Raw genomic sequence first — 14,359 nt, forward strand, 5'->3', positions numbered from 1 at the left:
CTATTGGGGCAGGGTCGAGCTTCCGGCAGCGGGCCGGTCAGCGGATCTGCAGCAAGGTCGCGAGGTTGTCCTGGACGTCGTCGAGCGGGCGGGTCGATTTCGTCGCGCGCGCCTGGACGATGGCGCCCTCGACCGCACTGATCACGAAGCTCGCCAGCGACCGTGCCCGCGCGGCATCGACGCCGCGACCGGTCAGCCCGGCGGTCAGCTGCTCGGTCCAGTCGGCGAAAGCGCTCCCCGCGGCGGCCTGCACGTTCGGTTCCGACTCGGCGAGCGCGGCGCCGACGATCGGGCATCCCGCGGTATACGCGCTGGTCTCCAAGGCCTGTTTCCACCATCCGACGAGCGCGCCGACCCAGTCCGCGGGCTCCCCCGAGCGGGTCACCGTTTCGATGACCGCCGACATCCTGCGGCCCGCCACCTCGGTCGCCGCGGCGACCAACTCGCTCTTGCCCGCCGGAAAGTGCTGGTAGAGCGAATTACGCGAGGCATTGCTCCGGTCGAGCAGCGCGGCAAGCCCAGCGCCGTGCACGCCGTGCTCGCGCACCAGCTCGATGGCGCCCTCGATCAACCGGGCGCGTGGCCCCTGCGTCATGGCCGTCCTTTCTCCGTCACCTTGCGTGAACCGATCGGTCCATGCTCCAATCATGACAGATGTGGACCGATCGGTTCATCGAAAGGATGGAAATCCATGAGTTCGCCCGCGCAGATCGATCCGGCCCAGCTCTCGGGCCTCGAATTGCTGAAGACCGCGATGTCGCTCGAGGACCGCCCACCGTTCATCGGCGACCTGCTCGGCCTGGAGACCGAGGCGCTCGAGCACGGCAAAGTGGTCTTCAGCCTGACGACCCGCCCCGAGTTCGCCAATCCGCTCGGCAGCACGCACGGCGGCATCTGCGCGACGCTGCTCGACTCCGTGATGGGCTGCGCGGTGCACACCACCCTGGAAGCAGGCGTCGGCTACACCACGCTGGAGCTGAAGATCAACTACATCCGCTCGGTGCCCACCGACGGGCGCAAGCTCACCGCCACCGGAACCACCATCCACGTCGGGCGCACCACCGCTACGGCCGAGGGCCGCGTCGTCGACGACCAGGGCCGCCTGGTCGCCCACGCCACCACCACCTGCGTCATCTTCCGCTGAGGAGCACCACCGTGACCGAACGCGACACACTGCGAAAGTTCAAGCGCGAAAGGCTGATCGGCCGCTACATCGCGAATCCGGCGGTAGCGGCGCTGGATCGGCTCGGCATCCGCACCGCACTGGTCTCCGAGCTGGAGACCACCGGCGCGAAAACCGGTCTGCCACGCCGGGTTCCGGTGACCGCCTCGTTCGACGACGAGGGCGCCTGGATCATCTGCCAGCACGGTCCCCGCGCGGGCTGGGCGCGCAACATCACCGCCGACCCGCGGGTCCGGCTGCGCCGCGGCGACCGCTGGTACACCGGCACCGCGGCGTTCGTCCCCGACGACGACGTCGTGGCAAGGGCACGCAGCTTCGCCACGGGCAGGATCGCGCGGCCGGTCCTCGCGTGGACGATCAAGGCGCTGGAGACGGAGCCGATCTCGGTGCGCGTCACCTTCTCGGCCGCCTGAGGCGTTCGGCACGGCCCGCTTCACGGCGATCGAAAACCGCTCGGATGGACGGACCTGCCACCAGTTTTGGGGGCCGCGCGGACCGTAACGACATGTACGGCGCGGACCGGTTTCACAGGTGACGTTGTCCCCGTCGAACCCGAGGAAATCACCATGCCGCATTTCGTCTCCGTGCCGAACAATCCGATCGACGCTCTGCTGCGGACGTTGTCCCTGCTGATGTGTTCGCTGTCCTCCGGAGAAGGGTGCGCTGTCATTCAGTAGCGACGGCCGCGGCGAGCAGGCACGGCACTTCGATCGGCGGCACGTCGTGCCGCACTGATTAGTAGCCGAGCGCGCGCCCGCGCCGACGGTCGTGCGTTCACATGACGCGCAGCGCGCCGGGGGTGAGCGGCTCGTCGAGCAGCCGCCGGAATCGGTCGGCGCGCTCGTCGGCGTCGGCGGCCCGGTCCAGCCAGCCGCCGAGCAGGCGATACCCCTCGACGTAGGTGCTGATGTAGGCGCGCCACAGCGGCGAGGAGAGGAAACGCAGCGACTGCCGCGCCCGCTCCGGTGTCGTCAGATTCCACTGCTGCAAGAACTCCGCCACCTCGGTCTCGTCGCGACGGCGATCGTGCAGCAGCAGAGCCGCGTCCTGGCGCACGGCGAGCAGTTTCGCCGAGGCCGTGGACAGGCGCTCGGCGCGGTCGCCGTCGAAACGCAGACCCAGATCGGCGTAGATCTCCTGCGCCCACTTTCCCCAGCCGGGTCCCACGATCGAACGCAACGCCAGATCGGCGAGGCCCTCGGCCATCAGGCACTGCGGCGTGTTGACCAGGAACAACGTCTGCTCCGCCTGACCGGCCGCCACCAGACCGGCCTCCTTGCGGCAGTGTTCGGTGTGGTGGCCGGGATAGGACTCGTGCGCGATCAGGTGCGGCAGGTTCGACATGTGCTGTCGCAGATCGGAGTTGATCGCGACCGTGGAGCGGTAGTTCCCGAGGTAATAGTTGAATCCGGACCACGGCTTGTCGCCGACCACCTCGTAGGTGACGTGCTCGTTGTCGGGCAGCGGGTAGCGCTCGCGCACCAGTTCGCGCAACGCACCGGAGAACGCCTCGACGCAGGCGCGCAGCCATTCCGGCGGGATCTCGTCCGCCTTGCGGTGCGCGGCGACCCGTTCGGCGAGCGGTCCGTCGCCCGCGAGCACCTCGTCCATCTGGCGGTGCGCGTCGCGGTAGTCCTCGACGTCCCCCGGAGCGATGTCGACGTCGAAATAGGCGCGCACCTCGTCGACGAAGCCGATGTCGTCGCCCGCGAACTTGCGGCCCGAGCACTCCAGCGCCCGCAGGTGCACGTCGAGGAACTCCGCGCGCTCGGACGACAGGCCCGCATCTGGCAGCGCCGCGCGCAATTCGGCGGCGCGCTTCGCGAGATCTCGCGGCTGCGGCGCGGGGGCGTTCTGCACCTCCCTGCGCAGCTGCGGGTCTCCGGTGTAGGCGTCGACGAAACCTTCCTCGAGCCGGTCGAAAGCCAGGCCGAGTCGCAGGTACTCGGTGACGAGCGGGTGCGCTTCCATGCCAGCCGACAGTAGCCGCAACCGGCCGAGGTATCGAGGTGGTTACCAGCGAGTAGCGACACCCCCCGTTTCACACAGTGCCGGTACAGAGGAGAATTCGACCATGCGGCGAAAGCTAGATCGAATCTCACCGGGCCGAGCCGGCTTGTGTGCGTGTTTGCCGAAACGGAGCGTCGGGTAAGTGGCACGAATGAGCGAGCCGAGCCCCTATGTGGAATTCGACCGTAAGCAGTGGCGAACGCTGCGCAAATCGACTCCACTGGTGCTCACCGAGGAAGAACTGATCGGGCTGCGTGGTCTCGGCGAACAGATCGACCTCGAGGAAGTCGCGGAGGTCTATCTGCCGCTCGCTCGTCTCATCCACCTGCAGGTGGCCGCGCGTCAGCGCTTGTTCGCCGCCACCGCGACCTTCCTCGGGGAGAAGCATCCGGACCAGCAGGTGCCGTTCGTGATCGGTGTCGCGGGCAGCGTCGCGGTCGGAAAATCGACCACCGCGCGTGTGCTGCAGGCGTTGCTGGCCCGCTGGGATCACCATCCGCGTGTGGATTTGGTCACAACCGACGGGTTCCTGTATCCCACCGCCGAACTCACCCGGCGCGGCATCATGCACCGCAAGGGTTTTCCGGAGAGCTACGACCGGCGCAAACTGCTGCGCTTCGTCACCGAGGTGAAATCCGGCGCGACCGAGGTGTGCGCGCCGGTGTATTCGCACAATTCCTACGACATCGTGCCGGGCAAATTGCACTGTGTGCGCCAGCCCGACATCCTCATCGTCGAGGGACTGAATGTGCTGCAAACCGGTCCGCGCCTTATGGTTTCGGATCTGTTCGATTTTTCCATCTACGTCGACGCCCGCATCGAGGACATCGAAAACTGGTACGTACAAAGGTTTCTCACCTTGCGCGAGACCGCCTTCGCCGACCCCGCCGCCCACTTCCACCACTACTCGGGCTTCACCGACGAGCAGGCGACCGCCACGGCAAAGGAGATCTGGAACTCCACCAACCGCCCCAACCTCGTCGAGAACATCCTCCCCACCCGCCCCCGCGCCACCCTCGTCCTCCGCAAGGACGCCGACCACAGCATCAACCGCCTCCGGTTGCGGAAGTTGTAATCGCTTACCGCGCAACGTCTTCGACGACGCTCAGAAGCAGCACGGATAGCTGGACGCGTCGACCCCCTCCTCGGCCCCGCGCAAGCTCGCCGCACCGGAGCGTTGCAGCCGGGCCGCCGTCTCCCTGAGCGCGCGATCCACGAGTCGCACGGCGGCGCCGCAGGATTCCAGGACCGCCGTGTCCGGCAACGCGGTCGGCATGTCCTCGACGGGCGGCCGGCCAGCGGCAGCCACCCGGAATCCCGCCGCAGTGAAAGCACCCGCGAGCGTCCGCACGTCATCCAGATGCGGGTGACTGTCCTCCGGCAAGCTCATCGGCCATCCCCCTTGTCGACCCCTCGGCCTCTCCCGCGCCAGAGTACCCCGGCCACCAAGCCAGTCACCGCGCATTCCAATCCTCGCCGCCCCCAACTAAACTCGGATCAGGGATCAGGGGGCGACTTGGGGGATCAAGGACCGGCGACGGCGCGGGTCGAGCGGCTACAAGACGCCATGGCGCGCGCTCGCGGGACCGCCTCGTCCGCCGACGGGTCGGTCACCGTAGTGGTCGGCGCTAACGGCGTGCTGCACGCCATCACAGTGAGCGAGCCATCGACGCTGACCGCGCGTCGATTGGCTGATGTCGTAGTGGAGTTGCACAAGCTCGCCTTCACGCGAGCGGGAGACGCGGTGCGGGAAGCTATTGAGCAACTCGCCGGTACCGGGTCGGCCACCGATACGGCGGACCCTGGAGTCGACGCCGGTCTGGGCGCGGGCGCGAATTCGGAGATCGCGGACGGCTCGTCCAAGAATGCCGCTCGCCAGCAAGACGCCGATCATTCTCGATCGGATTCCCGAGGCGACACAGACAACGACGCAAGCCGAAGTTCCCTCTCCGACACCGGCCAGTTGCCCAGCTCGAGCGCAGAGGATGGTTGCCGACCGGACACGTCCGCAGCTAGCAGCTCCAGCACCAATTCCGAGCCGGGTCCGCGGTCCAGTGGCGGTTACAGCCTTGATGCCGACTCGAATTCCAACTTCGACTCCGCCGGAGTCGCCGGTGTCATCGAAAGCGTTGCCGAACAAGACGATCCGATGCACCACGTCATTCAGCCATTCGCCCGTCCGGATGACGACAACCTCTACTTCACCGTCGCACCCCAGCTTCCGCGACCTCGGCGGACACCGTTACCCGCCGAAAATACCTCGGCTCCGAATGCGGACTGGACTCCCGTGCCACCGCCACGCCTCATGGATGATCCGTCAACCGATCCGGCCTTCGAGGCCGACGAGCAGCTTGTCGTGCCAGAGTGGCTCGATCCGCAATTCCCCGCACTCGGCGGCGATGATGACCTCTATCCGATCTATGACTCCTGGGACGACTGGGATGTCGAACAGCGCTAGCGACGATCGCATCGGTGGCTATAGTGGTCGCTACGAAACACCGTGTGCGACAGGGGGTGCGGTGAACTCAGTGGAACAATTCCACTTCGACCCGGACGACGTCCGACGGCTGGCGGATACGTTCGCCACCACGACGTCAATGATCAGCGTGCTGGGCAAGAGGAGCAGACCGGTCGACGGCGTCACCTACGGTCTGGTCGCAACCCGCGTGGTCGAAGCATGCGACCGCGCCATCACCGGCGTCTTCGGTGCAGCGCTGGCTGCTGCCGCTGGTATGCAGGCGCTCGGCGACGCTACCAGCACCACAGTTACTCAGTTCCTGAGCCAAGACGGGGACCGCGCCGCCGAAATAACCACCACAGGGTTGGATCTGCCGTGACGACGCTGACGAAATCCCAGATTCTCGCGCTTCTGCCAGACGCCTTGACTGCCCAAGCCGACCGCTGGGAACAGCAGGCGCATGAGCTCACCGAAGCCATGGACGTTCAGTACCGTGCGGTGGACCGGTCGCTCGACAGCTGGCAGGGAGATTCCGGCAATGCTATGCGGAAGCAATACGAACTACTCCACTCCGAGACCGAAAGACTCCGCAATGCATTGGTAGGCGGCGCCGGGGCCGCGCGAATTGGGGCCGCCGAACTAGCGACAGCACAGTCTGCTCTCTCCACGGCTGTGCGGGTGGCGGAGGAAAAGGGCTACGATGTACGCGAGGACGGCACCTGCACTCCTGCACCTTCCACGCAGCAGATTCTACTCAGCACGGTGAACGACTCGGGCCAGCTCCGAACGGCAATGGCAGCATTGGAAATCGATGCCGACGCACAAACTGCGGCAATCAAACAGCTTCTCGCGCAAGCGAACACGGCCGACATTGCGGCTACGCAGGCGATCAACGATGCCTTCAACGATTTGCCTGGTTCCGAACGGACGCCAGTTGGGCAGCCACAAGCGTTGCCCTACGATGAGGAGCGAAAAAAGCTCAGCGAAATGGGGTACAACGAGCAGGACGTCTGCATAAATAATCCCATCGACTGCAAGAAGTCCAATGACAGCAGAGACCGAGACCTCGCTTGGGAGGAATCTGCGAAGGCTTTTCCCGGTGACGCTGAGTCAACTCGCCAAGATGCCGCGAGACACTGCATCTGGCAGGCGCTGATGACAGAATCCACGGATGCGGATTTCGCGAAACGGATGGCGGACGCGCACGAAAAGGACCAACCGAGTAGGCTGCACGGCTCCAAACAGATGGACGAGTGGAACAACCACACTGGCCGTGAACTCGGAGAACGCCTGGAAGGGAACAGGCAAGCGATCATCGACACCTGCATTCGCTACGCACAGGATGCAAAATTGGTCGACCCGAACAACATGGACTACAACAACGTCGACGGGACAACGCTTGTCATCCTCAAGGATTGATACCGGCCGTGACGAGGTGCAGCCCCGTCGAGCATTGTGGCGGCTTTTGACGGTACCGATGTCGTTCTGCGTCGCGTGGTTGTTCTGGGAGCTCTATACCGATCCCGATACTCACTTCATCCCATTTCCCTGGAACTATCGCACCGCATGGCTTGCGTCACTGCCCATCTCGGCTGCGATGTGGTTCGGTTTCCAGAGAGCACGGTGGGAGGCAGCATCGTTTACGGTTGGGATAGTGGCGCTTAGTGTGTTGCGCGTCTACCTAACCCATGACTTCTGATATTTCCCGGCGCCGCTTGTTCGCTTCGGATATCCGGTGAGACGCAGGGTTTCAGCCGGCAAGCAGAATCCTGGACCGGGCGGAAACAAGCGAGATTGCGAACGAAATAGTGGGGCCTGTGACGTGGTGGCGGTTCCTGGCGATTCCGCTGTCGTTCTGCGCAGCATATCCGTTCATGCTGCTGTACGTCGATCCGGATACCGCTTTCGTGCCGTATCCCTGGAACTGGCGGACGGTATCGCTTGCGGCGCCGTTGATTTCGGCTGCGGTGTGGTTCAGGTATCCGCGCGCCCGTGTCGAAGCGGTCGCGTTCACAGCCGGGGTGTGGACGTGGACCGTGTTCTTCGCCAGCATCTTCGGCGGTTTGTGAACTCCGACTACAACCGCCAGGCTTGGTCCAAGCGCGTCGCGACGTCGATGTCGAGTACCGAGGTGATGTGCGGTTTGCGGATTTCGGTGGCTATGTAGCGGGCGACGAAGCGGCGGATCTCGTGGTCTACGCCGACGAGGACGCGCAGGAGTTGGGCGCGCTTGGTGCCGGCCGCCACGTTGACGCGGACGTCGCGCTGACGGGGTTCGGCGATCTCGATGAGGACCCGGAGCGGTTCGGCGGTTCGGGCGGTGAGGTGCAGGTGGACCGTGCCGTCCACCTCGAAGCGGTGCCGGTCGATGCCGAGATCGACGAGCATGCCGACACGCAATGGCAGGACCAGTTCGAAATCGATGACCTCGCCGACGCGCCGGTGCACGCGCGGAATACCAAGGCGCACATGGGCGACGACCTTGGCCAGCCTGGCGGGCCCGACCCGGATCGGGCCGACGTCGAAGGCCGCTCCGGTCAATTCGCCGAACGCGGCGGCGACGCGCTCTTCGGACACGGCGTACTCGAGGAAACGGCGGCCGAACTCCTCGTAGCTGAGGCGCCTGACCGGTCCGTCACCGCGCGCGGCGGGAGCGGGCGCCTGCGGGGTCTGCGTCAGAACATGCACAGACCGGACGGTACTGGAGTGTGGCCGTTTCAGACCCCGAAACGGCGATGTCGGGCCGCGTAATCGCGCAAGGCGCGGAGGAAATCCACCCTGCGGAACTCCGGCCAGTAGACCTCGGTGAACCATATTTCCGAGTATGCGCTCTGCCAGAGCAGGAAGCCCGAAAGTCGCTGCTCGCCCGAAGTGCGGATGACCAGGTCCGGATCGGGCTGACCCGAGGTGTAGAGGTGCTGGCCGATGGCGTTGACGGTGATCGACTGCACCAGATCCTCGCCGGTCTCCCCCGCGGCCATCTCCTGGCGCACCAGCGAGCGCACCGCGTCGGTGATCTCCTGGCGTCCGCCGTACCCGACCGCCACGTTGACGTGCACGCCTTGGCGCCCCTCGGTGCGCTCCGCCGCGGTGCGCAACCGCTTGGCGATCAGCTCGGGAAACCCGTCCAGCGAACCGACGATGCGCACGCTCCAATCCCGTTCGGGCGCGGAGAGCTCCTCGACGACGTCGGTGATCACTTCGAACAGCGTCTCCAGCTCGTCGGGATCGCGCTGCAGATTCTCGGTCGAGAGCAGGTAGACGGTGACCATCTCGATGCCCTCGTCCGAACACCAGCCGACCAGCTCGGCGATCTTCAGCGCGCCGACGCGATGGCCGTGGCTCACATCGGTGAACCCGTTCTCCCTGGCCCAGCGGCGATTGCCGTCGCACATGACCGCGACGTGGCGTGGGTGTTGTTTACCGGCCAGCTGCTTGGACAGCCGGGCCTCGTAGATGCGGTATGGCAGACCACGCACCCGACTCCGAAGCTCCACGGCGTCCAACAGTACGCCTTGGCGGCGCGATTCCGGCATCGGCCGCGTTTCCCCGGTACAGTGGCATCCGGCGCTAACCTACGGTGGCGTAGGTTACTCATCGGTTAACTAGGAGGTCACTCTCGTGTCCGAATCTGTCGGTGCGGCCGACGCGGAGTTGGTCGGCACCTCCCCGGCCGAGGCGCTCGCCGCGCTGGTCAAGCCCAGAATGCGCGGCTGGATCCATACCTGGGCGGTCGGCATCGCCGCGCTGGCGGTGATCGCGTTGGTCGCCGAGGCGGCCACCGTCTCCGCGACGGCGGGCTGGTCGACCCTGGTCTACGGGCTCACCGTGTGCGGGCTGTTCGGCATCAGCGCGGTCTACCATCGCATCACCTGGCAGACCCCGCGCACCCGAATCCGGATGAAGCGCGCCGACCATTCGATGATCTTCCTGTTCATCGCGGGCAGCTACACCCCGTTCGCGCTGCTCGGCCTGCCGGGAAGCACCGGGCAGACGCTGCTCGCGGTGGTCTGGGCGGGCGCGCTCGCCGGTGTCGCGCTCAAGCTGCTGTGGCCGACCGCGCCGCGATGGGTCGGCGTGCCGCTGTATCTGTTGCTCGGCTGGGCGATCGTGCCGGTGGCCGGACAGTTGAACAATCAGATCGGCATCGCGCCGCTGATCCTGCTGGTGATCGGTGGGCTGATCTACAGCGGCGGCGCCATTCTCTATGCCACCAAGTGGCCCAACCCGTGGCCGGAGGTGTTCGGACACCACGAGTTCTTCCACGCCGCGACGGTGCTCGCGGCGTTGAGTCACTACATCGCGATCTGGTTGGTGGTGCTGCGCTGAGCTTTCGAAAGGGCTCGGCGACCGCCGTGTGGAGCGGCTGACAGACGAGATATCCGTTGCCGCCTCTCGGCGCCATCGGGCCGGATAAGCTGCTCTTTCGTGTCACTTGTCGCCGCCCGTCCCCGGCCGCACCGGCGGTCACCGTCTCCGGCGGGTGGTCGCGCGTCGTGATCGCCAAGCTCGTCGTGCGGGCGCTCGAGGCCCGCTGGGGCCTGTCGGCCGTGGTCATCACCGCGAATCTCAGTGGTCTCGCGGTCATCGGCACCGGCCTGTGGTTGAGCGGGTTCTTCGGCAGACTCGGCGAGGACTGGATGCGCACCATGGGCCTCGTCGCGATCTACCCGGCCGTCGGACTTCTCGCGGGCGTCGGCTTGGCCATGCGTGACCGCGGCAGGTACTTCGGCTGGCTGGATCAGATGCGCAAGCCGACGGCGGAGGAAGCACGCAGACTGCTGCGGCTGCCGATCGCGATCACAATCCGGGCACTGGCGCTGTGGATACCGGGCGTGATCATCGTGTCCGCCACGTTCACCCACCTGACCGAAATCGACACTCCCGGAGTGACGGCGGCGCTGTTCACGCTCGGCGCGTTGCAGTCGGCGGCGGTGACCTTCTTGATCGTGGACCGGCTGATCCGACCGACCATTCCGGTGGTGTCGGCGGTGCTGGGCGGCACCATGCACTGGAGCTCGTCGGTGCTGGTTCGGGTGATCGTCACCTGGGGCGTCGCGGGCGCCATGCCGCTCGCCATGCTGATCGTGGTGCTCGCCGACCCCGCCGCGGCCGCGTCGGACCGCATCCGCACCGCCATCTACCTGTCCGCGGTGGGCATCGGCGTCGGCGCACTGGCGACCGCCATCCTGGCTCGCGCGGTGGCCAGCCCGATGCGAACGCTGCGGCTGGCGCTGGATTTGATCAGCAGGGGCGAGACGAACGTCCGGGTGCCGGTCGGCAGCAGCAGCGAGATCGGGCGGCTCGAACACTCGGTCAACGAGCTGGCCGCGAATCTGCGCGAGCGCGAACGGATGCGCGACGTGTTCGGCAGGCATGTCGGCGCGCAGGTGGCCGAGCGGGCGCTCACCGGCGGCATGGACCTGACCGGTGACGTGCGCGTCGTCTCCGCCTTGTTCGTCGACGTGACCGGGTCGGTCGCGCTGTCCACCGGCCTGCCGCCGCAGGAGTTCGTCGCCAAGCTGAACCGCCTGCTCTCGATCGTGGTCGCGGCGACCGAGGACAACGACGGGCTGGTCAACAAATTCGAGGGCGACGCGGCGCTGTGCATCTTCGGCGCGCCGATCGCGCTGCGCGACAACGCGACTCCGGCACTGCGCGCGGCCCGCCGGATCCGCGACGAGGTGACCGCGAACGGCGAGCTGGACATCGGCATCGGTGTAGCGCGCGGACAGGTGTTCGCCGGGGACGTCGGCACCGACACCCGCCTGGAGTTCACCGTCATCGGCGACGCCGTCAACGAAGCCGCCCGCCTGACGGCCGAAGCCAAGGACGCGCCCCGCCGAATCCTGGTGAGCGGCGCGGTGATCGAAGCCGCGGCCCCGCACGAGCGCGAGCAGTGGACGCTCTACGACAACATCCTGTTGCGCGGCATGCGGGAACCGACGGCCTGTTGGACCGACACCGAACAGGCTGCGACGCAAGGCGACCCGGAGCCCGCGACAGACGGCGCCGACCACCGCCCGCCACCGGCCGACGGCCCTGACACCGCGGCCGAAACCACCGCCGACCGCCCGCTGCTCGCGAGCGCCCCGGCTTCGACCGCGGAAACCTCCGACAACGGCCCGCTGCCCGCCAACAACCCGGGCTCGATCGCCGACACCACCGACAACGGCCCGCTGCCCGCCAACAACCCGGGCTCGATCGCCGACACCACCGACAACCGCCCGCTGCCCGCCAACGCCCCGGAGTCGATCGCGGAAACCTCCGACAACGGCCCGCTGCCCGTGAACAACCTGGACTCGATCGCCGACACCACCGACCGCCCTGTGTCAGCCGATACCTCGACCCCGTCTGCCGACACCACCGACGACCAGCCACCGGTCAGCGCGATCACCGAAATACGAAGCGCTGCATCGGAAGCGGATTAGCACCCGGACCGAGGGGCTCGATGCCTGTGCGAGCACTACCGCGGCGCGGACGCGACTTCAGCTGCCGCCCAACGACTCCCGCAGATCCTTCTCCGTCGTCACCGGCAGATCGCACACCGACCCGCGGCACACGTACGCCGCGGCGGCACCCGACACCAGCGGACGGTCGACGAGCAGCGGCGCGGAATCCGGCGCTCCCGCGAGGATCACCGATCCACCCGGCGCGAGCTCCCGCGCCACGGCGAGCAATTCCGTTGCGGTGTCGGCGTTCTCGGCCGAAGAGGCGACCGCGATCTGTAGCGGGCCGCGCACGGCCGCCTCCGCGACCGTGAGCCACTGACCCGCCGAGCGCGGGGCGCGGGCGAGCACGACCGCGCCGCGCAGCAACGTCGCTTCGGCGAGTTCCCGGTAGCGCACCGCGCGCTCGACGTCGCTGACCGCCGCAGCGGTGAGCAGCGCCTCGGCCAGCGAGGACGCGCCCGCGGGAGTCGCGCCGTCGATCGGGTCGCGCGGACGGGCGACCAGGGTTTCGGCGTCGTCGGCGGTGTCGAACCAGCTGCCGGACGCCTCGGGATCGGCGAAGCGTTCGACGGCGGTGTCCAGCAGCCGCTGCGCCTGCTCCAGCCGTTCCGGGTCGCCGGTCGCCTGATACAGCGCGAGCAGGCCGGTGACCAGCCACGCGTAATCCTCCAGTACGCCTGCCGAAGCGCCGACCGCACCGCCCAGCGACGCGCGGCGCACCCGTCCGTCGATCACGTGCTCGGCGAGCAGGAACCGCGCGCAGCGATCCGCCGCGGCCACCCAATCGGGCCGCCCCAGCGCCGAACCCGCCTCGGTGAGCGCCGTGATCGCCATGCCGTTCCACGCGGTGACCACCTTGTCGTCGCGGGCGGGCTGCGGGCGCTTGTCGCGCTCGTCGCGCAGCGCCTCCCTCGCCCGATCGAACCGCTCTTGTTCGGCCGCGTCCCGCGGATCGCGGTAGCGGGTGAGCACCGAGGTGCCCTGCTCGAAGTTCCCCGCCGTCGTCACGCCGAAAAAGTCTGCGGCCCAAGCCCCCTCGATAGGACCGAGCGCGCCGATCAGTTCGGCGGGCGTCCACACGTAGGTCGCGCCCTCGACACCGGGGCCGCCCGGCTCCAGATGGGTGTCGGCGTCCAGCGCGGAGGCGAACCCGCCGTGCTGAGTGCCGAGATCATCGAGGATGAAGTGCGCGGTCTCGCAGGTGACGCGCAGCGCGAGCGAATCCTGCGCGTGCGGTGTGCGGCGTGCCAGATGCGCGTAGGCGCGCAGCAATTGCGCGTTGTCGTACAGCATCTTCTCGAAATGCGGTATCAGCCAACGATTGTCGACCGAGTAGCGGGCGAAGCCGCCGCGCAGCTGGTCGTAGATGCCGCCGCGCGCCATAGCGTCGGCCGCGCGGTGCACGACGTCGCGCACAGTCGCGTCGCCGGTGCGCTCCCAACTGCGCAGCAGCCCCTCCATCAGGGCGGACGGCGGGAACTTCGGCGCCCTGCCGAAGCCGCCGTGCTCAGCGTCCTCGTCGCGCAGCACCGCCGCCACCGCGTGATCGAGCAGTTCGGGTGAAACGTTCAGGTCGGCGTCGGGCAGACCGGCGGCCTGCGCGCGCAGGGCCTCGACGACCTGGGCCGATGCCTTGTCGACCTCCTCGCGCCGATTGCGCCAGGTGTCGCTGACGGCGGTGAGCAGCTGGCCGAACGAGGGCATCCCGCCGCGCGGATGCTTCGGGAAGTAGGTGCCGCAGTAGAACGGCTCGCCATCCGGGGTCAGGAAGCTGGTCATCGGCCAGCCGCCCTGTCCCGTCATGGCGACGGTGGCGTTCATGTAGATCGCGTCGAGATCCGGGCGTTCCTCGCGGTCCACCTTCACGCAGACGAAGTGGTCGTTCATCAGCGCCGCGGTCGCCTCGTCCTCGAACGACTCGTGCGCCATCACGTGGCACCAGTGACAGGAGGCGTAGCCGATGGAGAGCAGGATCGGCACATCGCGCCTGCGAGCCTCCGCGAGCGCCTCGGCATCCCACTCCCACCAGTGCACCGGGTTGTCCGCGTGTTGGCGCAGATACGGTGAGGTCGCTTTCCCGAGCCGGTTCATATCTTCCACGGTCTCACAATTCCAGCCACTCGCGCCGCTCCTCCAGCCCGGCCCGCTCCTGCTCTCCCGCCGAAGATCCGGTGCTCGACTGACGACCTGAAACGGCTCCTTCGACAGCGTGTCGCGGGTCTACCCGAAACGATCAATCCCCGCACTTGTGACACA

Annotated in this window: 15 protein-coding genes; 9 read left to right on the forward strand and 6 right to left on the reverse strand. The window is 67.2% G+C overall.

Translation table 11 applies throughout. The features are described from left to right. Positions 1-37 precede the first annotated feature (37 nt). Entirely contained in the window at positions 38-595 is a 558-nt protein-coding gene (locus tag ABZV58_RS21670) for a TetR/AcrR family transcriptional regulator (RefSeq protein WP_355001949.1), read from the reverse strand. Between the two features lie 96 nt (positions 596-691). On the opposite strand from ABZV58_RS21670, the gene ABZV58_RS21675 reads away from it, so the two are divergent. Next, positions 692-1,144: a PaaI family thioesterase gene (locus tag ABZV58_RS21675; RefSeq protein WP_355001950.1), complete on the forward strand. Its 453-nt coding sequence runs from the start codon at positions 692-694 to the stop codon at positions 1,142-1,144. An 11-nt stretch (positions 1,145-1,155) separates the two neighbouring features. Next, positions 1,156-1,596, forward strand: a complete 441-nt coding sequence (locus tag ABZV58_RS21680) for a nitroreductase family deazaflavin-dependent oxidoreductase (RefSeq protein ID WP_355001951.1) — start codon at positions 1,156-1,158, stop codon at positions 1,594-1,596. 361 nt (positions 1,597-1,957) lie between these two features. On the opposite strand, the gene ABZV58_RS21685 is transcribed toward ABZV58_RS21680, so the two are convergent. Further along, a complete protein-coding gene (locus ABZV58_RS21685) occupies positions 1,958-3,154 on the reverse strand; it encodes a DUF885 domain-containing protein (protein ID WP_355001952.1) in 1,197 nt (398 codons plus the stop codon). Between the two features lie 181 nt (positions 3,155-3,335). Here ABZV58_RS21685 and coaA point away from each other — a divergent pair, with 181 nt between their 5' ends. Beyond that, positions 3,336-4,268, forward strand: a complete 933-nt coding sequence (gene coaA / locus ABZV58_RS21690) for a type I pantothenate kinase (RefSeq protein ID WP_355001953.1) — start codon at positions 3,336-3,338, stop codon at positions 4,266-4,268. A gap of 30 nt (positions 4,269-4,298) precedes the next feature. Here the strand turns inward: coaA and ABZV58_RS21695 are convergent, their stop codons facing one another. Next, positions 4,299-4,583, reverse strand: coding sequence for a hypothetical protein (locus tag ABZV58_RS21695; RefSeq protein ID WP_355002232.1), 285 nt, complete (start codon positions 4,581-4,583; stop codon positions 4,299-4,301). On the opposite strand from ABZV58_RS21695, the gene ABZV58_RS21700 reads away from it, so the two are divergent. The 4 genes from ABZV58_RS21700 (at position 4,554) to ABZV58_RS21715 (ending at position 7,720) form a co-directional block, all read left to right on the forward strand. Next, positions 4,554-5,651: a YbaB/EbfC family nucleoid-associated protein gene (locus tag ABZV58_RS21700; protein WP_355001954.1), complete on the forward strand. Its 1,098-nt coding sequence runs from the start codon at positions 4,554-4,556 to the stop codon at positions 5,649-5,651. The two genes, ABZV58_RS21695 and ABZV58_RS21700, sit on opposite strands and share 30 nt — an antisense overlap. 70 nt (positions 5,652-5,721) lie before the next feature. Further along, a complete protein-coding gene (locus ABZV58_RS21705) occupies positions 5,722-6,030 on the forward strand; it encodes a hypothetical protein (protein ID WP_355001955.1) in 309 nt (102 codons plus the stop codon). Then, on the forward strand, positions 6,027-7,070 hold the full coding sequence (locus tag ABZV58_RS21710) for a hypothetical protein (RefSeq protein WP_355001956.1): 1,044 nt from the start codon (positions 6,027-6,029) through the stop codon (positions 7,068-7,070). Before ABZV58_RS21705 ends, ABZV58_RS21710 begins: the two co-directional genes overlap by 4 nt. A gap of 455 nt (positions 7,071-7,525) precedes the next feature. Next, positions 7,526-7,720: a hypothetical protein gene (locus tag ABZV58_RS21715; RefSeq protein WP_355001957.1), complete on the forward strand. Its 195-nt coding sequence runs from the start codon at positions 7,526-7,528 to the stop codon at positions 7,718-7,720. 7 nt (positions 7,721-7,727) lie between these two features. Here the strand turns inward: ABZV58_RS21715 and ABZV58_RS21720 are convergent, their stop codons facing one another. Further along, positions 7,728-8,330, reverse strand: a complete 603-nt coding sequence (locus tag ABZV58_RS21720; protein WP_355002219.1) for a hypothetical protein — start codon at positions 8,328-8,330, stop codon at positions 7,728-7,730. A 38-nt stretch (positions 8,331-8,368) separates the two neighbouring features. Next, a complete protein-coding gene (locus ABZV58_RS21725) occupies positions 8,369-9,187 on the reverse strand; it encodes an isoprenyl transferase (RefSeq protein WP_141808890.1) in 819 nt (272 codons plus the stop codon). 118 nt (positions 9,188-9,305) lie between these two features. Here ABZV58_RS21725 and ABZV58_RS21730 point away from each other — a divergent pair, with 118 nt between their 5' ends. Beyond that, positions 9,306-9,980 (forward strand): hemolysin III family protein, encoded by a 675-nt coding sequence (locus ABZV58_RS21730; protein ID WP_355002220.1) that lies wholly within the window; start codon positions 9,306-9,308, stop codon positions 9,978-9,980. 167 nt (positions 9,981-10,147) lie between these two features. Then, a complete protein-coding gene (locus ABZV58_RS21735) occupies positions 10,148-12,082 on the forward strand; it encodes an adenylate/guanylate cyclase domain-containing protein (RefSeq protein WP_355001958.1) in 1,935 nt (644 codons plus the stop codon). A gap of 57 nt (positions 12,083-12,139) precedes the next feature. Here ABZV58_RS21735 and ABZV58_RS21740 read toward each other — a convergent pair whose 3' ends face one another. After that, positions 12,140-14,194, reverse strand: coding sequence for a thioredoxin domain-containing protein (locus ABZV58_RS21740; protein ID WP_355001959.1), 2,055 nt, complete (start codon positions 14,192-14,194; stop codon positions 12,140-12,142). Between the last annotated feature and the right edge of the window lie 165 nt (positions 14,195-14,359).

It is taken from the genome of Nocardia sp. NPDC004654, from assembly GCF_040609595.1.
Taxonomy (GTDB): domain Bacteria; phylum Actinomycetota; class Actinomycetes; order Mycobacteriales; family Mycobacteriaceae; genus Nocardia.

What these genes read in the sequence shown, in the direction of transcription:
- ABZV58_RS21670 (WP_355001949.1), bottom strand. Translation starts at nt 595, where the DNA reads ATGACGCAGGGGCCACGCGCCCGGTTGATCGAGGGCGCCATCGAGCTG.
- ABZV58_RS21675 (WP_355001950.1), top strand. Translation starts at nt 692, where the DNA reads ATGAGTTCGCCCGCGCAGATCGATCCGGCCCAGCTCTCGGGCCTCGAA.
- ABZV58_RS21685 (WP_355001952.1), bottom strand. Translation starts at nt 3,154, where the DNA reads ATGGAAGCGCACCCGCTCGTCACCGAGTACCTGCGACTCGGCCTGGCT.
- ABZV58_RS21700 (WP_355001954.1), top strand. Translation starts at nt 4,554, where the DNA reads ATGCGGGTGACTGTCCTCCGGCAAGCTCATCGGCCATCCCCCTTGTCG.
- ABZV58_RS21695 (WP_355002232.1), bottom strand. Translation starts at nt 4,583, where the DNA reads ATGAGCTTGCCGGAGGACAGTCACCCGCATCTGGATGACGTGCGGACG.
- ABZV58_RS21715 (WP_355001957.1), top strand. Translation starts at nt 7,526, where the DNA reads ATGCTGCTGTACGTCGATCCGGATACCGCTTTCGTGCCGTATCCCTGG.
- ABZV58_RS21725 (WP_141808890.1), bottom strand. Translation starts at nt 9,187, where the DNA reads ATGCCGGAATCGCGCCGCCAAGGCGTACTGTTGGACGCCGTGGAGCTT.
- ABZV58_RS21740 (WP_355001959.1), bottom strand. Translation starts at nt 14,194, where the DNA reads ATGAACCGGCTCGGGAAAGCGACCTCACCGTATCTGCGCCAACACGCG.